The organism is Paraburkholderia sp. UYCP14C (genome assembly GCF_004197395.1).
In the GTDB taxonomy this organism is placed as follows: Bacteria; Pseudomonadota; Gammaproteobacteria; order Burkholderiales; family Burkholderiaceae; genus Paraburkholderia.
On sequence record NZ_SELS01000004.1, the window covers coordinates 212,030 to 233,307 of the forward strand.

24 protein-coding genes and 1 pseudogene are annotated in these 21,278 nt (G+C 64.4%); 16 read left to right on the plus strand and 9 right to left on the minus strand.

The genetic code is table 11. The annotated features are described in order from the left end of the window. Window positions 1–4 precede the first annotated feature (4 nt). From EVC45_RS05360 to EVC45_RS05380, 5 genes are all read left to right on the plus strand, one after another. Window positions 5–655 (plus strand): paraquat-inducible protein A, encoded by a 651-nt coding sequence (locus EVC45_RS05360; RefSeq protein ID WP_129956992.1) that lies wholly within the window; start codon window positions 5–7, stop codon window positions 653–655. Then, window positions 648–2,309, plus strand: a complete 1,662-nt coding sequence (locus tag EVC45_RS05365) for an intermembrane transport protein PqiB (protein WP_129956993.1) — start codon at window positions 648–650, stop codon at window positions 2,307–2,309. Before EVC45_RS05360 ends, EVC45_RS05365 begins: the two co-directional genes overlap by 8 nt. After that, window positions 2,306–3,079, plus strand: a complete 774-nt coding sequence (locus EVC45_RS05370; protein ID WP_129956994.1) for a PqiC family protein — start codon at window positions 2,306–2,308, stop codon at window positions 3,077–3,079. The genes EVC45_RS05365 and EVC45_RS05370 overlap by 4 nt, the downstream gene beginning before the upstream one ends. Window positions 3,080–3,233: 154 nt before the next feature. Beyond that, on the plus strand, window positions 3,234–5,408 hold the full coding sequence (locus tag EVC45_RS05375; protein WP_129956995.1) for a site-specific recombinase: 2,175 nt from the start codon (window positions 3,234–3,236) through the stop codon (window positions 5,406–5,408). Between the two features lie 106 nt (window positions 5,409–5,514). Next, a complete protein-coding gene (locus tag EVC45_RS05380; RefSeq protein ID WP_129956996.1) occupies window positions 5,515–6,801 on the plus strand; it encodes a class I SAM-dependent RNA methyltransferase in 1,287 nt (428 codons plus the stop codon). Window positions 6,802–6,929: 128 nt separating this feature from the next. Here the strand turns inward: EVC45_RS05380 and EVC45_RS05385 are convergent, their stop codons facing one another. From EVC45_RS05385 to EVC45_RS05420, 8 genes are all read right to left on the minus strand, one after another. Beyond that, entirely contained in the window at window positions 6,930–7,184 is a 255-nt protein-coding gene (locus EVC45_RS05385) for a hypothetical protein (protein WP_129956997.1), read from the minus strand. Beyond that, the gene (locus EVC45_RS05390) at window positions 7,165–7,683 is read right to left on the minus strand and encodes a DUF2778 domain-containing protein (protein WP_129956998.1); all 519 of its coding nucleotides are present in this window, start codon (window positions 7,681–7,683) and stop codon (window positions 7,165–7,167) included. Before EVC45_RS05390 ends, EVC45_RS05385 begins: the two co-directional genes overlap by 20 nt. Window positions 7,684–7,686: 3 nt before the next feature. Next, on the minus strand, window positions 7,687–8,184 hold the full coding sequence (locus EVC45_RS05395) for a type VI secretion system tube protein TssD (protein WP_129956999.1): 498 nt from the start codon (window positions 8,182–8,184) through the stop codon (window positions 7,687–7,689). A gap of 248 nt (window positions 8,185–8,432) precedes the next feature. Beyond that, window positions 8,433–8,696, minus strand: coding sequence for a hypothetical protein (locus EVC45_RS05400; protein ID WP_129957000.1), 264 nt, complete (start codon window positions 8,694–8,696; stop codon window positions 8,433–8,435). Window positions 8,697–8,711: 15 nt separating this feature from the next. Next, the gene (locus tag EVC45_RS47570; RefSeq protein ID WP_306770760.1) at window positions 8,712–8,882 is read right to left on the minus strand and encodes a hypothetical protein; all 171 of its coding nucleotides are present in this window, start codon (window positions 8,880–8,882) and stop codon (window positions 8,712–8,714) included. Between the two features lie 131 nt (window positions 8,883–9,013). After that, a complete protein-coding gene (locus EVC45_RS05410) occupies window positions 9,014–9,295 on the minus strand; it encodes a hypothetical protein (protein ID WP_129957001.1) in 282 nt (93 codons plus the stop codon). Continuing rightward, window positions 9,276–9,794, minus strand: a complete 519-nt coding sequence (locus EVC45_RS05415) for a DUF2778 domain-containing protein (protein ID WP_129957002.1) — start codon at window positions 9,792–9,794, stop codon at window positions 9,276–9,278. Before EVC45_RS05415 ends, EVC45_RS05410 begins: the two co-directional genes overlap by 20 nt. A 3-nt stretch (window positions 9,795–9,797) precedes the next feature. Beyond that, window positions 9,798–10,295, minus strand: coding sequence for a type VI secretion system tube protein TssD (locus tag EVC45_RS05420; RefSeq protein ID WP_129957003.1), 498 nt, complete (start codon window positions 10,293–10,295; stop codon window positions 9,798–9,800). A gap of 321 nt (window positions 10,296–10,616) precedes the next feature. Here EVC45_RS05420 and EVC45_RS47880 point away from each other — a divergent pair. After that, window positions 10,617–10,985 (plus strand): annotated as a pseudogene (locus EVC45_RS47880) (Tar ligand binding domain-containing protein); the annotation flags it as partial. A 223-nt stretch (window positions 10,986–11,208) separates the two neighbouring features. On the opposite strand, the gene EVC45_RS05435 reads toward EVC45_RS47880, so the two are convergent. Next, a complete protein-coding gene (locus EVC45_RS05435; RefSeq protein WP_248295035.1) occupies window positions 11,209–12,174 on the minus strand; it encodes a LysR substrate-binding domain-containing protein in 966 nt (321 codons plus the stop codon). 140 nt (window positions 12,175–12,314) lie between these two features. On the opposite strand from EVC45_RS05435, the gene EVC45_RS05440 reads away from it, so the two are divergent. From EVC45_RS05440 to EVC45_RS05485, 10 genes are all read left to right on the plus strand, one after another. Then, on the plus strand, window positions 12,315–13,178 hold the full coding sequence (locus EVC45_RS05440) for an alpha/beta fold hydrolase (protein ID WP_129957005.1): 864 nt from the start codon (window positions 12,315–12,317) through the stop codon (window positions 13,176–13,178). Beyond that, window positions 13,175–13,789 carry a DUF4286 family protein gene (locus tag EVC45_RS05445; protein ID WP_129957006.1) on the plus strand — a complete coding sequence of 205 codons (615 nt, stop codon included), beginning with the start codon at window positions 13,175–13,177 and terminating at the stop codon, window positions 13,787–13,789. The genes EVC45_RS05440 and EVC45_RS05445 overlap by 4 nt, the downstream gene beginning before the upstream one ends. Window positions 13,790–13,862: 73 nt before the next feature. Next, a complete protein-coding gene (locus tag EVC45_RS05450) occupies window positions 13,863–15,170 on the plus strand; it encodes a cation:dicarboxylate symporter family transporter (RefSeq protein WP_129957007.1) in 1,308 nt (435 codons plus the stop codon). A 49-nt stretch (window positions 15,171–15,219) separates the two neighbouring features. Continuing rightward, a complete protein-coding gene (locus EVC45_RS05455) occupies window positions 15,220–15,771 on the plus strand; it encodes a carboxymuconolactone decarboxylase family protein (protein WP_129957008.1) in 552 nt (183 codons plus the stop codon). A gap of 110 nt (window positions 15,772–15,881) precedes the next feature. After that, complete coding sequence (locus tag EVC45_RS05460; RefSeq protein ID WP_129957009.1) at window positions 15,882–16,763, plus strand: alpha/beta fold hydrolase; 882 nt, start codon at window positions 15,882–15,884, stop codon at window positions 16,761–16,763. A gap of 206 nt (window positions 16,764–16,969) precedes the next feature. Then, a complete protein-coding gene (locus EVC45_RS05465; RefSeq protein WP_129957010.1) occupies window positions 16,970–17,770 on the plus strand; it encodes an SDR family NAD(P)-dependent oxidoreductase in 801 nt (266 codons plus the stop codon). Between the two features lie 11 nt (window positions 17,771–17,781). After that, window positions 17,782–18,660, plus strand: coding sequence for an amidohydrolase (locus EVC45_RS05470; protein WP_129957011.1), 879 nt, complete (start codon window positions 17,782–17,784; stop codon window positions 18,658–18,660). A gap of 4 nt (window positions 18,661–18,664) precedes the next feature. Then, complete coding sequence (locus EVC45_RS05475; protein ID WP_129957012.1) at window positions 18,665–19,969, plus strand: MFS transporter; 1,305 nt, start codon at window positions 18,665–18,667, stop codon at window positions 19,967–19,969. Between the two features lie 121 nt (window positions 19,970–20,090). Continuing rightward, the gene (locus tag EVC45_RS05480) at window positions 20,091–20,474 is read left to right on the plus strand and encodes a VOC family protein (RefSeq protein WP_129957013.1); all 384 of its coding nucleotides are present in this window, start codon (window positions 20,091–20,093) and stop codon (window positions 20,472–20,474) included. A gap of 38 nt (window positions 20,475–20,512) precedes the next feature. Continuing rightward, on the plus strand, window positions 20,513–21,256 hold the full coding sequence (locus EVC45_RS05485; protein WP_129957014.1) for a YafY family protein: 744 nt from the start codon (window positions 20,513–20,515) through the stop codon (window positions 21,254–21,256). Window positions 21,257–21,278: the final 22 nt, after the last annotated feature.

Genomic DNA, 21,278 nt, shown 5'->3' on the forward strand with positions numbered 1-21,278 from the left:
CGCGATGAAATACGTCACCGCGAAACGCGCAGGCCTTCTGTCCTGCCACTCGTGCGGGCGCGTCGAACCGCGCGTCCGCTCGGTCACGCAACAGCACTGCGGCCGCTGCGGCGCGCCTTTGCACTCACGCAACCCCGACAGCCTGATGCGCACGTGGGCGCTGCTGATCGCCGCGGCGCTGCTGTATATTCCGGCGAACCTGCTGCCGGTGATGCACACGGCGTCGCTGCTCGGCTCCGAGGACGACACCATCATGAGCGGCGTCGTCTACTTCTGGACCTCCGGCGACTGGCCGCTCGCGGTAATCGTGTTCATCGCCAGCATCATGGTGCCGATGCTGAAGCTGTCGGTGCTCGTGCTGCTCACCATCACCGCGCAGCGCCGCTCGCGCTGGCGTCCGCAACAACGCACGACGCTGTACCGGATGGTCGAGCGGATCGGCCGCTGGTCGATGCTCGACGTGTTCGTCGTCACGCTCACCGTCGCGCTCGTGCGTTTCAAATCGCTGGCCGTGATCACGGCCGGCCCGGGCGCGATCGCGTTCGGCTCGGTCGTGATCCTGACGATGCTCGCCTCCATGCAATTCGATCCACGACTCATCTGGGACCCCGTGGAAAGCAGTACCCCAACACCTCAGGATCTCGACCATGACTAGCCCGCAAGGACCGACGCCCGCTTCCGATGACGCGCCGCGCAACGATTCGAACGGACCCAGACTGCCGCCCCACCTGCCCGACCCCGAGATCGAACCGCGCAGCCGCTGGCTGCCGTCGCTCGTCTGGGTGATTCCGCTGATCGCCGCGCTGATCGGCATCGCGCTCGTCGTCAAGTCGGTGACCGAGCGCGGACCCGTGATCACGATCAGCTTCATCAGCGCGGAAGGGCTCGAGCCGGGCAAGACCCAGGTCAAGTACAAGGACGTCGCCATCGGTGCGGTGAAGACGATCACGCTGTCGGATGATCTGTCGCACGTGCTGGTGCAGGTGCAGCTCACCAAGGAAGGCGGCAAGTTCGCGGTCAAGGACTCGCGCTTCTGGGTGGTGCGGCCGCGCGTCGGCGCGAGCGGCGTATCGGGTCTGACGACGCTGCTGTCGGGCGCGTACATCGGCGCCGACGCGGGCCGCTCGACCGACGGCGAGAGCCGCTTCGTCGGCCTCGAAACGCCCCCGCCCATCACCGGTGACCAGAAAGGCCGTCAGTTCACGCTGCACGGCGAGTCGCTCGGCTCGATCGACATCGGCTCGCCGATCTTCTACCGGCGCGTGCAGGTCGGCCAGGTGGTCGGCTTCTCGCTCGACAAGGACGGCACCGGCGTGACGATGCAGGTGTTCGTATCGGCGCCGTTCGACCAGTACGTCGGCACCAACACGCGCTGGTGGCATGCGAGCGGCGTCGATCTGCGGCTCGATTCGAGCGGCTTCAAGCTGAACACGCAATCGCTCGCGACGGTGATCGTCGGCGGTCTGTCGTTCCAGTCGCCGCCCGGCCAGAACATGGGTCCGCAGGCGCCGAACAACCAGACGTTCCGCCTCGCTCCGGACGAAGCGGACGCGATGCGCGAACCGGACGGCATCCCGCTGCGCGTCGTGATGAACTTCAACCAGTCGCTGCGCGGGCTGTCGATCGGCGCGCCGGTCGACTTCCGCGGCATCGTGCTCGGCCAGGTGACCAATATCGGCATCGACTACGACCCGAAGACGCAGAGCTTCACGATGCCGGTCACGATGAACGTGTACCCCGACCGCCTCGGCAAGCGCTTCCGCGAGAGCGCGCCGCAGCCGGGCACGCTCGCCGGCGAGAACCTGCTGCAGGAGCTGGTCGGGCACGGCCTGCGCGGTCAGTTGCGCACCGGCAACCTGATCACGAGCCAGTTGTACGTGGCGCTCGACATCTTCCCGAAGGCCGCGCCGGCCAAGGTCGACGTCACGCGCGATCCGCTCGAGCTGCCGACCATTCCGAACACGCTCGACGAATTGCAGCTGCAGGTCGCCGACATCGCGAAGAAGCTCGACAAGGTGCCGTTCGACCAGATCGGCGAGAACCTGAACACCGCGCTGAAGAATGCCGACCAGCTGTTCTCGCGTCTCGACAAGGAAGTCGTGCCGCAGGCGCGCGACACGCTGAGCGCCGCGAAGCAGACCTTCAATTCGGCCCAGGCAACCTTGCAACAGGATTCGCCGATGCAGTCCGACGTTCATCAGGCGTTGCAGGAACTGACGCGCACGCTGCAGTCGCTGAACGCGCTGTCGGATTATCTCGAGCGTCATCCCGAATCGCTGTTGCGCGGTAAATCAGGAGATAAACCATGATGTTTGCCCGGCTCCCCCGTCCGCCGCGCGCGCTCGTGCGCGGTGCCGTACGCGGCGTCGCGTATGGCACCGCACTGGCTGCGGCGCTCGCCGTCGCGGCGTGCTCGTCGCCGTCGAGCCGTTTCTATACGCTGGGTGGCGCGGACAGCGCGGGCGCCGCCGCGAATGGCAGCGCGCCGGCCGTCGCGCGCACGGGCACCGCGCCCGCTTGGCTGATCGAAGTCGCGCCGGTCAACGTACCGCCGCAGGTGGCGAGAAATCAGCTGGTCGTGCAATCCGGGCCGACTCAGGTGCAACTGCTCGAACAGGAGCGCTGGGCGTCGCTGCCCGGCGATGAAATCCGCCGCGCGCTGTCGACGAATCTGACGCAGCAACTCGGCACCATCGACGCGTTCGGCACCGCGCATCCCGACGACGTGGCCGTCTACCGCATCGCGATGAACGTGCAGCGCTTCGAGTCGTGGCCAGGCTCGCATGCGCTGATCGATGCGGTGTGGAGCGTGCGCGCCGTGCGCAGCAATGCGGTGATGACGTGTCGCAGCGTGGTCAGCGAGACGGTCGGCGGCGGCTACGACGCGCTCGTCGACGGACATCGGCGCGCGCTCGAGGAAGTGTCGACGCAGGTTGCGATGGGCGTGCGCGCGATGGCGGCAGCGGCCGCCGCTACCCCGCCCACGACGGGCCGGACTTCGTCTTCGGCCAGGCCGGCGGCGGCGCCGGTTGTGCCGCCCTGTCCTTCCACGGGCACGGCTGCGGGAGCCGGCGCCTGACAAGCCCGGCTGGCGCGGGCCCGGGTGAGCACGCATGGTGTACGCATGCAGGTTCATCCGGGCCCGCGCTGACTTCAGCGCACAGCTTCAGCAGACGCGCACCCCCGATACCTGACGGTCCATTCGATCCCGCGCGCCTCTGCAGGACCACACCATGTTCGACTCCATCAAGCGGTTGATAAAAAAATGGCGCGCGTCGCGCGACGGCGGCCATCAACTCGACGCGCTGCTCGCGATCGCGGACAAGAGCGCGCCTTACGCGGAGCGCAGCGAATGGCTGATCGAACTCGCGCACTGGATTCGCCGCGGCCGCAGGGTGCCGCCCGCTACGGCCGACGCGGCCGACACCGCCGCCCCCCAGTCAGACCCCGCCCACACGCGCATCCGCTACCTGTTGCACGTGCTCGACCGCAACCCCGCATGGAAGGCCAATGTCGCGGGCATCCTGCGTGCGCTGCTGCGCGAAAGCGACGGCCTCTCGCTGCTGTGCGACGCCGGCATGCCGGTGCATTCGGGCTTTTTCGGCGCGGTGTTCGAGCGGCTCGAAGCATCACTGATTCCGCCCGCGCCGAACCGCCGCGACCTCACCGCGATCGTCACGCTGATGTTCGGCACCGAGCGCGACGCCGAATGGATCGACACGCTGCCCACCGATCTGCTCTTGCGTATCCATGCGCTATTCGAGTACGCGCCCGATGAAGAAGAAGACCAGCGCGACAGCACGCCGTTCTCGCTCGACCTGCTAGCCGCGCTGCACAACCTGACCTGCCAGATCAGCTCGACCGGACTGTCGCAAACGGTGCGCAGCCGGCTGGGCGGGGTGGCGCCACCCGAGGAGCGCCGCGACGAGCGCGTTGACCACGTCATCGATGCACGCACCACCGACGCCCCCGGCGTACGCGTCGCGATGGAGAACCAGCCGTTCTACCGCCTCACCCGCGCGATGCTCGCGGTCGAGACCGCGCACGACGCGTACGCGGCGGGCGGTCCGCAGGAGCCGCTGCTGCGCGAGGTCAACTATCTGCGGCTGCTGCTCGACGAATGCCGCGCCTCGACCGACGACGTGTTCGCGCATCTGTACCGCAATGGCGTGAGCGTCGACATCGTGTTTCAGGTCGAGCGGATGCGCATGCGCATCGAGCGCGCCGAGCATCTGCTCGATGCGTGGATGGCGCAGCACGATCTGCGCGCGGCCGCGCGGCTGACCGCCGAACTCGTGCGCGCGAATCACGCGAGCCAGAGCGTCGCGCATCTCGCCCGCAGCAATTCATCGCTGCTCGCGCGCAAGATCGTCGAGTACAGCGCGGACACCGGCGAGCACTACATCGCGCGCGATCGCGCCGAGTATCTGAAGATGATGCGCATGGCGGCCGGCGGCGGACTCGTGACCGTCGTCACCGTGTGCGTGAAGTTCGCGATCACGGGCGCGCATCTGCACGCGATGTTCGAAGGCGTGCTCGCCGGCTTCAACTACGCGGCGAGCTTTCTGCTGATGCACTTCCTGCACTTCTCGCTCGCGACCAAGCAGCCGGCGATGACCGCGCCGACGCTCGCGCGCGAACTCGATGGCGTCGGCACGCCGGCCGGCGTCGACAGTTTCGTGAGCTCGGTGACCGCGCTGATGCGCACGCAGGCCGCCGCGGTGCTCGGCAACGTGCTGCTGGTATTTCCCGTCAGTCTTTGCGTGGACCTGCTGTACCACGCGCTGTTCAACCACGACCTCATTTCGGCCGACAAGGCGATCGCGACGCTGCAGTCGTTCTCGCTGATCGGGCCGACGCCGTTCTATGCGGCACTGACGGGCGTGCTGCTATGGTCGTCGAGTCTGCTCGCCGGCTGGGCGGACAACTGGTTCATCCTGCATCGCGTCGCCGATGCGCTCGCCTACAACCGGCGCCTGCGCATGACGCTCGGCGTGGCCGGCGCCGACCGTCTCGCGCGCTTCTGCCGCGCCAACGTCGCGGGGGTGGTCGGCAATATCACGCTCGGCCTGATGCTTGGGCTCGTGCCGGCGATCCTCACCGCGTTCGCGTTCAAGTTCGAGGTGCGTCACGTGACGCTGTCCGCTGGGTCGATCGGGGTGGCGCTCGGCGTGCTCGGCGAAAGCGCGCTGAAGCTGCCGGCACTGTGGTGGGCGGTGGCGGGCGTCGGCAGCATGGCGATTCTCAATGTCGCCGTGAGTTTTGCGCTGGCGTTCTACATGGCGGTGAAATCGCGCGATTTGCGGCGCAACGCGGTGCGCTCGCTGCGCGGCGCGATCTGGCAGCGGGTCAGAAGGCATCCGCTGGAACTGGTGTGGCCGGCCAAAGCGGTCCGCGAGGCGAGCTGACGCGACGACGGGCGACTCCCCGGCGTGCCGATCGCGCCGATCGCGCCGGGCCGCCGATCCCGACCGCGTACAATAGCGCCTTATCCAACGCCTTGCGGCAACCTCAATGTCCTTCGATTTCTTCCTTCCTTGCCCGCGCGGGCTCGAAGCTCCGCTCGCGGCCGAACTCGCCGAAATTGCCGCCAAACATCTGAACGGCGCCGCGTTCACGGCCGGCGCCCAGGTGCCGGGCGGTGTGCATTTCCGCGGCGGCTGGGCCGCCGGCATGGCGGCCAACCTGCACTCGCGTCTGGCGAGCCGCGTGCTGCTGAAAATCGCGCAACGGCCCTATCGCAGCGAGCAGGACATCTACGCGCTCGCGCTCGAGCAGCGCTGGGAGCAATGGTTCTCCGCGCACGAGACGCTGCGCGTCGACGTCACCGCGATCAAGTCGCCGCTGCGCAGCCTCGAGTTCACGACGCTGCGCGTGAAGGACGCGATCTGCGACCGTCTGCGCGAAAAAAGCGGCGCTCGGCCGAGCATCGACACCGCGATGCCCGACGTGCGCGTGTTCGCGTTCCTGACCGCGACCGACTGCACGCTGTACCTCGATACCTCGGGCGATCCGCTGTTCAAGCGCGGCTGGCGTCTCGACAAGGGCGCGGCGCCGCTGCGCGAAAACCTCGCGGCGGGCATCCTGCGTCTGACCGGCTGGCAGGCCGGCACGCCGCTCTACGATCCGATGTGCGGCAGCGGCACGTTCCTCGCCGAAGCGGCGCAGGTCGCGCTGAACATCGCGCCGGGCGCGCAGCGGCGCTTCGGCTTCGAGAAGCTCATCCAGTTCGATTCGCGGACCTGGCAAACGCTGCGGGGTGCCGCGCTCGAAGCGAAGAACGCGGCACGCGCCACGCGCGGCGCCGATCTGCAGATTTTCGGCAGCGACATCTCCGGCGACATGCTCGAAAAAGCGCGCGCGAATTTCGAGCGCGCCGGCTTGCCGTCCATTGCGCTCAAGCAGCTCGACGCGCGCGACATGACGCCGCCTAGCTCGGCACCCGGCATCCTCGTCGCGAATCCGCCGTATGGCGAGCGGATCGAAGTGCGCGGCCGCAATGCACGCGGCGAGCTTCGCGAAGGCCGCGGCAATCGCGACGACGACGGCTTCCGCCGCATTCAGGAAGAAGCGCCGGACAGCGAGTTTTTCCAGTTGCTCGGCAATGCGTTGAAGCAGCGCTTTGCCGGATGGCATGCGTTTATCCTGACGTCGGATCGCAAGCTGCCGGGGCAACTGCGCCTGCGCGAATCGACGAAGACGCCGCTTTTCAACGGCGCGCTTGAATGCCGGCTGTTCCGCTTCGATCTGATCGCGGGCAGCGTGCGGCAGCGTCCGCAGGGGGATACGCCGGCGGGGTGAGGCTGCGTCGGTTGGGCGGCGTGCTGTCGTTGTCATGGAAACCGCGGACGTCGTGCCGCGGTTTTTTTATTGCGTCGCGTCTATGAAGGAAAGTAGCCGTGAAAAAGCCCCGTCGCCGGGGCTTATGTCTATTTCGTGCGATACCACCTCCATAGCTTCATGATCGCCACATAGGCCAGCACTGCCACGATCAGTTCGATAGTCACCCAGAACACAAAATAAATGTCCCTAGGGTCCCGCACACCGAGCCAATCGGAAGCCGCCCAATATGCGTTCGACTCGTTTTCCGTCCACACATTATTTGGCGGGACATAGCGAACCGACATCAGGAACAATGAAATGAATAGCCCGATCTTGAACAGCCTACGGACAAGTGTTGCCATGCGTAATGACCTCAATTGTTCCGTAGGCGCGAAGCCCCGACCTGCCGGCAGGGATTTTCATGGTGTACAGCAGCGCCGTGCGGATTCTCAGAAAATCTGTACGGCTTGGTAGCGTAATGCAACCAAGTGATACGCCGTCACCGCCGGCCGGATGTAGCCGGAAATGCCCGCGCTTGACACCACTGACCCATGTAAAGTCATCAATGCTGCCGTCATCCCGATACAGGGCGAACCATTCAGCGTGATATGTCGGCTTTCCACGGAAGGCATTCCATTCATCTGCCAACCACGCCTCAGCCTTGGAACGTATGCCGCCAGTCGGACGGTCAATGATCCAGTATTTGCCGGCGGGAATTGGCCCCTTGCCAGCCACAGCCGTACAGCCGCCCCGATTGCGGTATTGTCGATCACCAGAGTAAGCGTTGAACGTGCCAACGCCAAAAATGGTCAGCTGTGACAGCGGCGCGTTGTTCACGAGAAATTTGCCGAAGTGAGCCATGTCTCACGCCCCCTTGTCACCGCGCTCATTCCACGAATCGGTGTATTTGATATTGCCGTCGAGGTAGTGCAAGGTTATGCGGTCATACATCATCGAGACCGATTCAACATGATTGAGCGCGGATGCTTCGGCGAGTTTTGTGTTGGCCATGCCGGGATTGATGCCACACACCTTCACGCCTTCGAGCGTCATCACAAAATAGACTTCTTCTCTTCCCGCATCATTGATGCGATACCACTTGATCTCCGCAGACTTCAGCGTTTGCCCCTTCGCCACCGCCTTGTAAAGATAGGGCGTCGCCGCATCAAATTCCTTTTCGAGCGAAATCGGCGAGTGCGTACGTGTGCCGGTAATTTTCCCGTTGGCGCTATCAACCGGCAGATTGACGCCGTGACCGAAGCTGATGATCTCAATACTTCCTTCGCGATCCTGAACTCTTGACGAACCCTTGATATCTGCGCCGCCGTCATCCTTAAGCCACATATATGCAGGAATACCCATGCTGAATAAAACCTCCTTTGCCTGAGAGCAGCGTTCAGAAAGGGGCGCGCCTTGCAAGAGCGACGCCTTCGCAACGCTGCGCCAATGATCGAGGATCCGGAGGAGATCGAAGGCAAAAGAAAACGTAACTTGACAAGAATTAACGCCATCGCAAATAAAGTGCGACGAGAGGCGCCCCACAGGGGCGTTTTTTTATTGCGTCACGTCTATGAGGGAAAGCGGCCGTGAAAAAGCCCCGTCGCCGGGGCTTATGTCCCTTTCGTGCGATACCACCTCCATAGCTTCATGATCGCCACATAGGCCAGCACTGCCACGATCAGTTCAATCGGCACCCAAACCACGATGTACAAATCCTCAGGATCGCGAATGCCGAGCGCTTGCGATGTGTATAACCACGCGCGCATTTCTGCCTGCGACCATTCATAGTGAAGCGGGCGCACAAAAATGAATGACAGAAGGAACAGACCTAAAAACAGCACGACCTTAGACCCCTTACGGGCAGGCATTGCCATACGTGATGACCTCTCTCATGCGCTATCTCTCCATGCGGCATTTCTGCCCTGATACCACCGCCATAGCTTCATGATCGCCGCATAGGCCAGCGCCGCCGCGATCAGTTCAATCGGCACCCACACCAGGTAGTACAAATCCTCTGGGTCATGGATGCCGAGCCGAGCCGATTCGAAGCACGCGACCATGCGCGCGACTCGCTTTCTGTCCACTCATAGGGGTATGGATGGACATAGAGCAGCAAAAGACGGAATAGGCCGCAGAACAGAACGCCCCTGAACACCTTACGGGCAAGTGCTGCCATGCGTAATGACGTCTCTCATCCGCTATCTCTCCATGTGGATTTTCTACCCTGATACCACCGCCACACCTTCATGATTGCCACATACAGCACCACTGCTACAAGCAAATCACCTAGCAGCACGAGCGGTATGTATAAATCGTCGGGATCGCGAATCCCGAGCCGATTAGCGGCATGTAACCAGGCAGTCGTTTGGCTCTCAGTCCACGGTTCGGGGTACGTGTGGACGAAGGGCACGGCGAGACAGAACAGGCCGACAAACAGCGCCACCTTGAACAGCCTACGGGCAAGTGTTGCCATACGTGATGACCTCAATTGTTCCGTAGGCGCGAAGCCCCGAATTCCCGGCAGGGATTTTCGTGGTGTGCAGCAGCGCCGAGCGGATTCTCAGGAAATCTGTACGGCTTGGCAGGGTGATGCAGCCAAGCGAAGTCCCGTGGCCGCCTACCGGATGCAACCGGAACTGGCCGCGCTTGACGCCATTGACCCATGTCCAGTCATCAATCGCACCATCGTCACGATATAGCGCGAACCATTCATTGTGATGTGTTGGAGGCCCAAATACTGAATTGACGGTGTCCTTTGTCCAAGCCCATGCCTGAGACCCGATGCCGCTGGTGGGCCGGTCCACGATCCAGTATTTACCGGCGGGGATGGGGCCGTTATCGGGCACCATTGTGCAGCCGCCCCGATTGCGGTATTGCTCATGGCCGGAAAACGCGTTGAATGTGCCGACGCCCAAAATGGTCAGCGGTGACAGCGGCGCGTTGTTCACGAGAAATTTGCCGAAGTGAGCCATGTCTCACGCCCCCTTGTCACCGCGCTCATTCCACGAATCGGTGTATTTGATATTGCCGTCGAGGTAGTGCCAGGTTATGCGGTCATACATCATCGAGACCGATTCAACGTGATTGAGCGTGGACGCCTCTGCGAGTTTGGTGTTAGCCATGCCGGGATTAATACCGCAGACCTTGACTCCTTCGAGCGTCATCACAAAATAGACTTCTTCTCTTCCCGCATCATTGATGCGATACCACTTGATCTCCGCAGACTTCAGCGTTTGCCCCTTCGCCACCGCCTTGTAAAGATAGGGCGTCGCCGCATCAAATTCCTTTTCGAGCGAAATCGGCGAGTGCGTACGTGTGCCGGTAATTTTCCCGTTGGCGCTATCAACCGGCAGATTGACGCCGTGACCGAAGCTGATGATCTCAATACTTCCTTCGCGATCCTGAACTCTTGACGAACCCCTGATATCTGCGCCGCCGTCATCCTTAAGCCACATATATGCAGGAATACCCATGCTGAATAAAACCTCCTTTGCTTGAGAGCACCGTTTCAGAAAGGGCGCGCCTTGCAAAAGCGACGCCTTCGCAACGCTGCGCCAATGATCGAGGATCCGGAGGAGATCGAAGGCAAAAGAAAACGTAACTTGACAAGAATTAACGCCATCGCAAATAAAGTGCGATGAGGGGCGGGCTTTGACGATCGCCGTTCCTCTCCCTTCGAAAGCCCCCCGCGTTCGATCCCGCCCTTCATATTTGCAAACGTTTGCCGTAGACCCTCACGACCCCGCGTGCCATCCCGGTGCACCGCTTACCCGTTCCGTTGTTTCGAGGCATCCATGTTTTCGAACCTCATGATTCGCACGCGTCTGGCCCTCGCGATGGGCTTTCTCGGCTTGTTGATGGCGATCGGCGCCGCGCTCGGCGTCACCGGCATTGCGTTTAGCAACGCGGATCAGAAGGAGCTTTACAGCAACGACCTCGCATCGGCGAGCGCGCACGGCAAGTTCGACTTCTTCTGTGCGCGCGGCCGGCTCGTGCTCGACCGCATCGCGGCCCAGCCTGATCGCGCGGACATCGCGAGCCTCGAACAGCATGCGCGCGAGCAGTTCGCGATCGGCGACAAAGGCTGGCAGGCCTATCGCGCGCTGCCTTCTGATGGGCAGGAGCGGCAACTCACCGACGCGCTCGAGGCCAAACGCATCCAGGCGATCAACGGCGTCGCTTTCCCGAGATCGCGGCCGCCTCCGAAGAACAAAGCGACGGCATCGAGCAGGTCAACTGCACCGTCTCGCAGATGGACGAAGTCACGCAGCGCAACGCGGCGCTCGTCGAGCAGGCGGCGGCCGCGGCGGCATCGCTGGAAGAGCAGGCCACGCGCATGAGCAAGGTGGTGGGGGTGTTTTAGTTGCCGGCGCAGTGAGGCGGTCGTTATTCGTCCGGCGTCGCGCGCGTCGCGGTGAGTTCGCTATCGCCGAGCCACGTGACGTAGCCCTTCCATGCTCCGTTGGTCACGAGGTCGCGCAGGTTGTCTCGTACGACGTCGGCCATCGTGCGGATGAGCCGCGACGCGCGCTGTTCACGCAGTGTCGCAAGCGACACGACTGAGCGGATCGACGGCCGTTCGATCGGCAGCGCCCGCAGATCGCCGCGCTCCACTTCTTCCTGAATGGCCGTGTAAGTCAGCAGCGAGTAGCCGAGGCCGCGCTTCACGAGCGCCTTGGTCAGCGTGACGCTATCCACTTCGAGCACGATGCGCAGATGCACGCCGTGCTGCACGGCCGCCTGTTCGAGCACACGACGGTTCGCATGCGGAAAGCCCGGGATGATCAGCGGCAATTCGGCGAGATCGCGAATGCGCAGCGGCTCGCCGCCGCGTCGTTCGATCACGGTATCGTCGGGTGGACCGACGATCACCATCGCTTCGCTGCATAGCGGCAGCACGTCGAATGCTTCGAGCGCGGGCTGGTTGTAGACGATCGCGAGATCGACGCGCCGGTCGAGCAGCCATTCCTGCAGCGAACTACTGAGCCCTTCGCGGATATGCAGCCCGACCGCGGGCCAGCGCTCGCGAAACGCTTCGACGATCGGCGCCGACACGCGCACACCCACCGCGGGCGGCAATCCGAGCGCGATATGCCCACTCAGACGATCCGTCGACGCGCGCACATGCTCACCCGTCTGCGCGACGAAATTGATGATCATCTCCGCGCGTTCGAGCAACTGCGCGCCGCCGCTCGTCAGACGCACGCCACGCCCGTGACGCACGAACAGCGCGGTGCCGAGTTCTTCTTCAAGCTTGGCGATCTGCCGGCTCAGCGCGGGCTGAGCGACGTACAACTCCGCAGCCGCGCGGCTGAAGCTACCCACTCGCGCGATATGTACGAACGAGCGCAATTCCTTGATTTCGATGACCGTCTCCCGTGGTGCCGCGCGCCCCGCAGCTATGCTTTTGGAGCATAGCTTTCCATCGAAAAAAGGTTTTTGTCAATAGCTCATGCTCCGGGCACAGTACTAAAAAACGGAGACAGCCTTTCATGAACGTGCTTTTAGAGCCTCTTGCCCCGCTCGCATCGAAGGATAGCGAACCGGCATGGATCGACGCCTCGGGCATCAGCCTGCGCTATGTGCTCGCGGGAGCAGTGGGATCGGAGGCTGCCGGCACGGTCGTGTTGATTCATGAACTGGGCGGAAGCATCGCGAGTTGGGACGCCATCGTCTCCACGTTGAGCGCATCGCGCCGCGTACTTCGCTACGATCAGCGCGGACATGGCGATTCCGAAAAGGTCCGCGCGCCGTTTTCGCTCGCCGATCAGGTCGACGATCTGCGCACGCTGCTCGACGCACTGTCGCTAAACGAACCATGCTGGCTCGTCGCCGCCGCCGCGGGCGCGGCGATCGCGGTGGAGTTCGCCGCGCGCTATCCGGCGCGCGTCGCCGGCATCGTGATGTGCGCGCCGGCGCTCGACGTCGATCCGTCGCGCCGCGGCTATCTGCGCGAGCGTGCGCAGCGGGCGCGAACGAACGGCATGCGCGCGATTATCGACAGCACGCTCGAGCAGTCGTGGCCACCGGTGTTGCGCGCCGATCCGCGTGCGCTCGATGCCTATCGTGGCTATCGCGCGCGGCTGCTCGCCAACGATCCCGTCTGCTATGCACTGGCGAACGATTCGCTCAGCAATATCGATCTGCGCGCAAGGTTGCCGGACTTGCGTTGCCCATGCCTGCTGCTCGCCGGTGAGCACGATCTGCAGCGCCCGCCTGCGCGCATCTCCGCGCAAGCCGCGCTGATTGCTGGCAGCGTGTTCGATACAGTGCCGGCCGGCCATCTGATGGCCGTGCAACAACCCGCGCACCTGCTCGACAAGATTCAAGCGTTTATCGATGGAGACGACCGATGAGCCCCACCGCTCGGCCCGCATTGCTGATGGTGTCGATGGAGCCGCCCGCCTCGCTCGAAGAGGAGTTCAACGACTGGTACGACACCGAGCATTTTCCGCAGCGCCTCGCTCTGCCGGGATTCGTGTCGGCGTCGCGCTGGGTCTGCGTGGAAGGCTGGCCGCGCTGGATGGCGCTGTACGACCTGAGCTCGCTCGATGCGCTCGCTAGCGACGCGTACCGCAGCGTGTCCGGCGCGCAATCGACGCCGTGGAGCCGGCGTCTGCTGCCGCGCACGGCGGGCCGCTCGCGCGTGGCGGCCGTCGCGCTCGACGGGCAGGCTCGAGCCCAACACGATTCGCACGCGGTCAGCCGCCTGCTTGCGATGAGCGTACCGCTTGCGGCCGGCGCGGCATCGGCGGAATCGATCGTCGACGCGGTGCGTGAAGCGCTCGCCGCGCGCGAGGATCTGTTGCAGCTACGCGGCTTCGTCGAGGATGGCGAAACCGTGTGGATTTTTGCCGCGTTCGACTCAGCGGCCACTTCGACACTCGCCGCGCAGATCGGCCGCCCGTGCGGTTGCGGCATCAGGACTTTCAACGTGTATGTGCCGTATCGGCGCAGCAGCTACTGACGGCATCACACACCACGGCCGCACATGAGCCGTGGCGCCAGGCGGTAGCGAAGAACAGACAACGGAGACAGGGATGGCACAACTCAGAAAGCTGCATGTGCAGGTGCTGCTTGCACTCATGCTCGCGGTGCTGGTCGGCATCGTCGCACCGGCCACCGCGATCGCGATGAAACCGCTCGGCGACGCCTTCATCGGCCTGCTGCGCATGCTGCTCGCGCCGATCGTGTTTTGCACCGTCGTGCACGGCATGTCGCACGTGCAGGACATGCGCAAGCTCGGCCGGCTCGGCGCGAAGACGCTGATCTACTTCGAGGTGGTCAGCACGCTCGCGCTGTTCGTGGGCCTCGTGCTCGTCAACGTGTTCAAGCCCGGTGTCGGCATGCATGCGGTGCACCTCGAAAGCACCGGCAAGATCGTGCAGTTCGCGGAGTCGGCCGCGCATATGTCGGTCGCCGATTTTCTGCTCGGCATCGTGCCGACCACGCTCGTCGGCGCATTCGCGACCGGCAACATCCTGCAGGTACTGTTCATCGCGATCCTGGCCGGCATTGCGCTGAATCTGTCGGTCGGCCGCGATTCGATTCTGTTGCGCGGCGTCGGCGAGGCGCAGCGCGTGCTGTTCACGATTCTCGGCTTCATCATGCGGCTCGCGCCGCTCGGCGCATTCGGCGCGATGGCCGCCGCGGTGGGCAGCTACGGCGGCGCCACGCTGCTGTATCTGATGAAGCTCGTGCTGCTCTACTGGGCCGGCTCGATCGGCTTCGTGCTGATCGTGTTCGGCGGCATCACCGCGTCGTGCGGCGTGTCGATCTTCGCGGTGCTGCGCCTGATTCGCGAGGAATTGCTGCTGGTGTTCGGCACCGCTTCGGGCGAAGTCGCGTTTCCGCGTCTCGTGCAGAAGCTGCAGCAGGCGGGCTGCGACGAGATGGTGGTCGGCTTCGTGCTGCCGGCCGGCTACAGCTTCAATCTCGACGGCACCGGCATCTATATGGCGATGTCGGTCGGCTTCATCGCGCAGGCAACCGATACGCCGTTCTCGATCGCCCAGCAGATCGCGCTCCTCGGTGTGCTGATGCTGACCTCGAAAGGCGGCACGACCGTCGCGGGCGGCGCGTTCATCAAGCTCGCCGCGACGATGGAATCGGTGCGCGTGCTGCCGTTGGGCGGGCTCGGGCTGCTGTTCGGGATCGACCGTCTGATGGCGACCGCCACCGCGCTCACCAACATGATCGGCAATACGGTCGCCGTGATCGCGTTGGCGAAATGGGAACACGCATTCGACGCCGACGCTTTTCGCGCGTGGCACGGAGCGCATCGCGCACCTGAAGATCACGAGACGCGCGCGGCGGCGCTCGCGTCGAACCAGTCATCCGCGAAATAGCGGCTCCATCCGCTCACTACATGCATCTCATGCTCAACGAGGAACTTCGATGAAACGCATCGCCGATCTCGACCCCGATCAGATGACCCCGGCGCAGCGCGGCGTCTACGACGCGATCGCCAACGGTCCACGCAAAGGCGTACGCGGTCCGCTCGCCGTCTGGCTGCATCGCCCGGAACTGGCGCAGCACGCGCAGGCTCTCGGCCGCTATTGCCGCTATGAAACGACGCTGTCGCCGCGCCTGTCGGAACTGGCGATTCTGACGCTGGCCCGTGTCTGGGGTTCGGAATACGAATGGTATGCGCACAAGCCGATCGCGCTGGAGGCTGGCGTGAGCCCCGACGTCGTCGAAGCGATCCGCACGCACGCGCAGCCGGTTTTCACGCAGCCCGACGAAGCAGTGATCCATGCATTCCTGACCGAACTGCATCGCGACCGCAAGGTCTCCGATGCGCGCTACGCCGAAGCCGTCGAGCGGCTCGGCGAAGCGGGCGTGATCGATCTCGTCGGACTGGCCGGCTACTACACGTTGATTTCGATGACGATCAACGTCTTTCAGGTGGCACAGCCCGCGGGCGTGCCGAACGAACTCGGAGCATGAGCTCATGGTATGAGGCACGCCGTAGCGTGCTTCGCACACAAGATGCGCTGACAGTCACGGCGAATGCTGTTGCCGATTCAACGCGTTTATAAATTTCCCGGGAAACGTTCATGAAATTCGCAAGATGTCGTCTCGCTGCGGTTCTCTTCACAGTGTCTGTGAACTGTTTCGCGGCGACGGGCTCGGCTCACGTCACCGACGAAGTTGTCAAACACGGCAACGTCCAGATCGAAGTGCTGAGCCAAGGTAAGGGGCCGACTATCGTCATTCTCCCGTCGCTGGGGCGTTCGGTGCGCGACTATGACCAGGTCGCCCAGTACCTCGTGGCCGATGGCTTTCGTGTGCTGCGCCCCGAACCGCGCGGGGTTGGCAAGAGCCACGGCCCGATGGAAGACCTGAGCGTCCACGACTTTGCGGCTGACGTGGCGATGGTGATCGACCAAAAGCATGTCGGCCCCGTTGTCGTCATCGGACATGCCTGGGGCAACTTCGCCGCGCGTCAACTGGCAGTGGATCGTCCCGACCTTGTAAAGGGCGTCGTCGTAGCGGCCGGGTCAGCAGGCAAGGTTCCTCCGGGTATCACCGAGAAGCCCATCAGCGCGGAGATGCGCGAAGCGATCGACGGTGCGGGAGACCTCAAGCTTCCGGAAGCACAACGGCTTCAGTACCTGAAGAAGGCGTTTTTCGCGCCCGGAAACGACCCTCGCGTGTGGCTGGGCGGCTGGTATCCGGCAACCCTCGAGGCAGAGGGACATGCTCGTAACACCACACCTGTCGACGACTACTTCGCCGCCGGTACAGCACCGATTCTCGACCTGCAGGGCGAGGACGATGCGGTGGCTCCTCGGCGGTTCTCGCAAGTGCTCAGGAACATGCTTGGTGACCGCGTGACGGTGATCGTGGTGCCGAACGCGGGACACGCAATGGCACCCGAACAGCCCAAGGCGATGGCCGACGCCATTTCGACGTTTGCGAAGCGGGTAAGCCAATAACCGCTGGCTCGATGCCTGAGTCGATGCCTGAGCGCAGGCAAGGTCTCGGATGCGCGCTACGCCGAAGCCGTCGAGCGACTCGGCGCAGCGGGCGTGATCGATCTCGTCGAACTGGCCGGCTACTACACGTTGATCTCGATCGCGATCAACGTCTTTCAGATGGCACTGCCTGCGGGCGTGCCGAACGAACTCGGAGAATGAATTACATGAGCAAACGACTCGACAACAAGGTAGCTATCGTCACGGGCGCGGGCTGCATCGGGCCGGGCTGGGGCAATGGGCGCGCGGTGGCGGTGCGCTTTGCCGAGGAAGGCGCGAAGATCTACGCGGTCGATCGCAATCTCGACGCGATGCAGGAAACGCTGGAACGCGTACGCGCGGTCGGCGGCGAAGTCACGGCCGCGGCATGCGACGTGACCGACAGCGAGGCCGTGGCGCGCATGGTCGAAGGCTGCATGAAGACCTATGGGCGCGTGGACATCCTCGTCAACAACGTCGGCGGCTCGGCGGCCGGCGGCCCGGTCGCGCTCGACGAAGACAAATGGGACGCGCAGATCGCGCTGAATCTGAAAAGCGTGTACCTGACCTGCAAGCATGTGTTGCCCGTGATGGAAGCCCAGGGCGCGGGCGCGATCGTCAATACCGCGTCGACCTCGGGGATTCGCTGGACCGGTGCCGCGCAGGTCGCGTATGCGGCGTCGAAGGCCGGCGTGATCCAGTTGTCGCGCGTCGTCGCGGTCGAGTATGCGAGCAAGGGGATTCGCGTGAACACCGTGGTGCCGGGCCAACTGCACACGCCGATGGTCGAGGCGCGGCTCGCCGGGCAACGTGCGGGCGGCGACGTCGACGCGCTGCTCAAGCAGCGTCTCGCGCGCATTCCGCTCGGCTTCATGGGCGATGGCCGCGACACCGCGAACGCGGCGTTGTACCTCGCATCGGATGAAGCGCGCTTCGTGACAGGCACCGAGGTGATCGTCGACGGCGGCATGACCGTGCGCTGCGGTTGAGGAGTGCATCGATGACCCAGCCTCTGAAGACTTCCGACGCGCCGCTCGCGTATCCGCGCACACCGTCGCTGCAATTGCCGCCAGGCAGTTGCGACTCGCACTGCCACATCTACGGACCGTTCGACCGCTATCCGCTGCCCGACGAACGCAGCTTCAACCCCGCGCTCGCGCCCGAAAGCGCGTTGCGCACATGGCACGAGCGCTTCGGCTTCAGCCGCGCGGTGATCGTGCAAAGCCAGGGGCACGGCTTCGATCATCGGCCGCTGCTCGACGCGCTGCGCGATGGCGCGGGCCGTTATCGCGGCGTCGCGCTGGTGCGGCCGACCGACCCCGACTCGCAGATCGCCGAATTCGCCGCCGCCGGCGTGTGCGGCGCGCGCTTTCACTTTCTCGCGCATCTGGGCGGGCGCACCGATCTCGACGTGATCCGCAACATCGCGGCGAAGATCCGGCCATTCGGCTGGCACGTCGCGATCCACGTGGCCGGCAACGATATCGTCGAGTACGCGCCGTTCATCCTGTCGCTCGACATGCCCGTCGTGATCGACCACATGGCGCGCGTCGACATCGGCGACGGTCCGGACGGCGCGGCGGTGAACGCGCTGCGCCGTCTGATGGACAGCGGACGCGTGTGGGTAAAGCTCAGCGCCGCCGACCGTCTGTCGAAGACCGGCACGCCGTTTCACGACGTGCTGCCGGTCGCGCGCAGTCTCGCCGCGCATGCGCCGCAGCGCGTGCTATGGGGCAGCGACTGGCCGCACGTCAACCTGCACGGCCCGATGCCCGACGACGGCGATCTCACCGACCTGATCGCGCAGATCGTGCCGGACGAGCAACAACGTCGCTTGCTGCTGGTCGACAACCCCGTCGAGTGTTTTGGCTTCGAGTAAAACCATGTCCTCTTCCCCGATGTCCGCCGCGCAAGGTGCCGCTTTCGCCAGCGGCGCGCTGCACAGCGCGTCGCGCAAAAACCTGCTGCGGTTGGTGCCGCTGCTCGCGATCGGTTACTTCTTCAACTACATCGATCGCACCAACATCGGGTTCGCCGCGCTGACGATGAATCACGATCTCGGCCTGACCAACACGCAGTTCGGCGCGGCGGCGGGGATGTTCTTCATCGGCTACTGCCTGCTCGAAGTGCCGAGCAATCTCGCGCTGTACCGCTTCGGCGCGCGCCGCTGGCTCGCGCGAATCATGATCTCGTGGGGACTGCTCGCGAGCGCCTGCGCGTTCGTCGGCGGGCCGACCAGCTTCTACATCCTGCGCATCCTGACCGGTGCCGCCGAAGCGGGCTTCTTTCCGGGCGTGCTGTTTTATCTGTCGTGCTGGTTTCCCGCGCAGAATCGCGTGCGGATTCTCGCGTGGTTTCTCGTCGCGATTCCGCTTTCGTCGGTGGTCGGTGGACCGATGTCGGTGGCAATCATGTCGATGGACGGCATCGCGGGCCTGCACGGCTGGCAGTGGCTATTCCTGCTCGAAGGCCTGCCGGCCTGCGTGCTCGGGGTGCTGACCCTGCTGTTGCTGCGCGACCGGCCGCAGGACGCAACATGGCTCACGTCCGACGAGCGCACCGCGCTGCTCGACGCACTGGAACAGGAGAATGCGCGCATCCCGAAGAAGAACTTCGGCGCGGCCATCCGCGATCCGAAGGTCTGGATCATGACCGGCATCCTGTTCAGCTATTGGATCGGCATCAACGGCATCGCGATCTGGCTGCCGCTGATCCTGAAAGGACACGGTCTGACGAATACGATGGTCGGCTTTCTGTCGGGCTTGCCGTATCTGGTCGCGGCGATCGTGATGAACGTCTGGGCACGCTGGATGGATCGCTCCGGACATCACTGCGTGCATCTCGTCGCGGCCTGTCTCGTCGCCGCGGCCGGGCTGGCCTTCTCGGTGATGTTCGATGCGCTCGCGCCGGCGATGATCGGCATCGTGCTTGCCGTGATCGGCCTGAGTTCCGCGCGGCCGGCGTTCTACAGCCTGCCGTCGCGTTACCTGAGCGGCGTCGCGGCCGCGGGCGGCATGGCCTTCATCAACGCGACCGGGAGCCTCGGCGGCTATGTGGGTCCGTGGATGGTCGGGGTGCTGAAGGACGCCACGCATTCGTTCTTTGCGGGCATGGTCGCGATGTCGGCAATGCTGGTGGTCGCGGCGGCGCTGACCGGGGTGCTGATCGCGGTGACGAAGGAGGCGTGAAGCGGGGGCGTAAAGCGGGCGCCCCACCCTACTGCCACCACGCTGTCAGTAGCACTCCCGCACACTCCTTCTCACGCCATCCGGCGCTTGAACGGCCTACTGCCAACCGAAGGAGAGTGTCATGTCCGCATTGCCCAAAGTCGTTGCCTGGTTCGAAATCCCGTCCGTCGATTTCGATCGCGCGGTGCGCTTTTACGAAGCCGCGCTCGACACCACACTGAATCGCCAGGAGATCGGCGGTCAGCCGATCGCCGTGTTCAGCTACGAGGAGCCCGCGACCGGCGGCGCGATCGTCCATGGTCCGTCGATGACACCCGGCGCCGACGGCGTCACCGTCTACCTGAACGCGCAGCCCACCGTCGACGCCGCGCTGGCGCGCATCGAACGGGCGGGCGGCAAGACCGACGGTCCGGTGATCAAGCTGCCGCAGGACATCGGCTATATCGCGTTCTTCACCGATAGCGAAGGCAATCGCCTCGGTCTGCATTCGCGCACCAACGGCTAGGCGCGTCTGAAGCCGCCGCGCCCCAACCGAAGGCCGTCATGCGGCGCTATCATCGCGGGACCGTCCCCCTGCTCCTCTACCCGACGCCCACGATGACGCGCCGCGCCGACCGCCTGTTCCAGATCGCCGAACTGCTGCGCGGCCGGCGCCTGACCACCGCGCAGCAGCTGGCCGACTGGCTGAACATCTCGCTGCGCACGGTCTATCGCGACGTGCGCGATCTGCAGTTGTCAGGGGTGCCGATCGAGGGCGAAGCAGGGATCGGCTATCGGCTGTCGCGCTCGGCGAGTCTGCCGCCGCTCACCTTCACCGCCGACGAACTCGCCGCGCTCGCCGCCGGCGCACGCATGCTCGAATCGTGGGGCGGCGCGGGCTTCGCTAGCGGCGCGCGGGGCGCGCTCGCGAAGATCGCGTCGGCGATGCCCGCCGACAAGCGCGCGGCGCTCGAACGGCTCGCGATCTTCGCGCCGTCTTTTCACATCAAAGGGGATTTTTCGACGCAGCTCGACACGCTGCATCGCGCGATCGATACGCGCCAGGTGGTGCGCTTCGCGTACACCGACGCGAACGGCGCCGACACCGAGCGTCGCGTCTGGCCGCTCGCGCTCGCGTACTGGGGCGCGCGCTGGACCCTCGGCGCATGGTGTGAACTGCGCGGGGACTTCCGCAATTTCGGACTGGAGAAGATCCGCGATCTCGCAGTGCTGGAGACTTATCCGGACCAGGAAGGCAGACGGCTCGCGGATTTGCTGCGGCATGTGAACGCGCGGCCGAATCGATGAAAAGGATCGCGATGAGGCACCG

What these genes read in the sequence shown, in the direction of transcription:
- EVC45_RS05360 (WP_129956992.1), top strand. Translation starts at nt 5, where the DNA reads ATGAAATACGTCACCGCGAAACGCGCAGGCCTTCTGTCCTGCCACTCG.
- EVC45_RS05365 (WP_129956993.1), top strand. Translation starts at nt 648, where the DNA reads ATGACTAGCCCGCAAGGACCGACGCCCGCTTCCGATGACGCGCCGCGC.
- EVC45_RS05370 (WP_129956994.1), top strand. Translation starts at nt 2,306, where the DNA reads ATGATGTTTGCCCGGCTCCCCCGTCCGCCGCGCGCGCTCGTGCGCGGT.
- EVC45_RS05375 (WP_129956995.1), top strand. Translation starts at nt 3,234, where the DNA reads ATGTTCGACTCCATCAAGCGGTTGATAAAAAAATGGCGCGCGTCGCGC.
- EVC45_RS05380 (WP_129956996.1), top strand. Translation starts at nt 5,515, where the DNA reads ATGTCCTTCGATTTCTTCCTTCCTTGCCCGCGCGGGCTCGAAGCTCCG.
- EVC45_RS05385 (WP_129956997.1), bottom strand. Translation starts at nt 7,184, where the DNA reads ATGGCAACACTTGTCCGTAGGCTGTTCAAGATCGGGCTATTCATTTCA.
- EVC45_RS05390 (WP_129956998.1), bottom strand. Translation starts at nt 7,683, where the DNA reads ATGGCTCACTTCGGCAAATTTCTCGTGAACAACGCGCCGCTGTCACAG.
- EVC45_RS05395 (WP_129956999.1), bottom strand. Translation starts at nt 8,184, where the DNA reads ATGGGTATTCCTGCATATATGTGGCTTAAGGATGACGGCGGCGCAGAT.
- EVC45_RS05400 (WP_129957000.1), bottom strand. Translation starts at nt 8,696, where the DNA reads ATGGCAATGCCTGCCCGTAAGGGGTCTAAGGTCGTGCTGTTTTTAGGT.
- EVC45_RS47570 (WP_306770760.1), bottom strand. Translation starts at nt 8,882, where the DNA reads ATGGTCGCGTGCTTCGAATCGGCTCGGCTCGGCATCCATGACCCAGAG.
- EVC45_RS05410 (WP_129957001.1), bottom strand. Translation starts at nt 9,295, where the DNA reads ATGGCAACACTTGCCCGTAGGCTGTTCAAGGTGGCGCTGTTTGTCGGC.
- EVC45_RS05415 (WP_129957002.1), bottom strand. Translation starts at nt 9,794, where the DNA reads ATGGCTCACTTCGGCAAATTTCTCGTGAACAACGCGCCGCTGTCACCG.
- EVC45_RS05420 (WP_129957003.1), bottom strand. Translation starts at nt 10,295, where the DNA reads ATGGGTATTCCTGCATATATGTGGCTTAAGGATGACGGCGGCGCAGAT.
- EVC45_RS05440 (WP_129957005.1), top strand. Translation starts at nt 12,315, where the DNA reads ATGAACGTGCTTTTAGAGCCTCTTGCCCCGCTCGCATCGAAGGATAGC.
- EVC45_RS05445 (WP_129957006.1), top strand. Translation starts at nt 13,175, where the DNA reads ATGAGCCCCACCGCTCGGCCCGCATTGCTGATGGTGTCGATGGAGCCG.
- EVC45_RS05450 (WP_129957007.1), top strand. Translation starts at nt 13,863, where the DNA reads ATGGCACAACTCAGAAAGCTGCATGTGCAGGTGCTGCTTGCACTCATG.
- EVC45_RS05455 (WP_129957008.1), top strand. Translation starts at nt 15,220, where the DNA reads ATGAAACGCATCGCCGATCTCGACCCCGATCAGATGACCCCGGCGCAG.
- EVC45_RS05460 (WP_129957009.1), top strand. Translation starts at nt 15,882, where the DNA reads ATGAAATTCGCAAGATGTCGTCTCGCTGCGGTTCTCTTCACAGTGTCT.
- EVC45_RS05465 (WP_129957010.1), top strand. Translation starts at nt 16,970, where the DNA reads ATGAGCAAACGACTCGACAACAAGGTAGCTATCGTCACGGGCGCGGGC.
- EVC45_RS05470 (WP_129957011.1), top strand. Translation starts at nt 17,782, where the DNA reads ATGACCCAGCCTCTGAAGACTTCCGACGCGCCGCTCGCGTATCCGCGC.
- EVC45_RS05475 (WP_129957012.1), top strand. Translation starts at nt 18,665, where the DNA reads ATGTCCTCTTCCCCGATGTCCGCCGCGCAAGGTGCCGCTTTCGCCAGC.
- EVC45_RS05480 (WP_129957013.1), top strand. Translation starts at nt 20,091, where the DNA reads ATGTCCGCATTGCCCAAAGTCGTTGCCTGGTTCGAAATCCCGTCCGTC.
- EVC45_RS05485 (WP_129957014.1), top strand. Translation starts at nt 20,513, where the DNA reads ATGCGGCGCTATCATCGCGGGACCGTCCCCCTGCTCCTCTACCCGACG.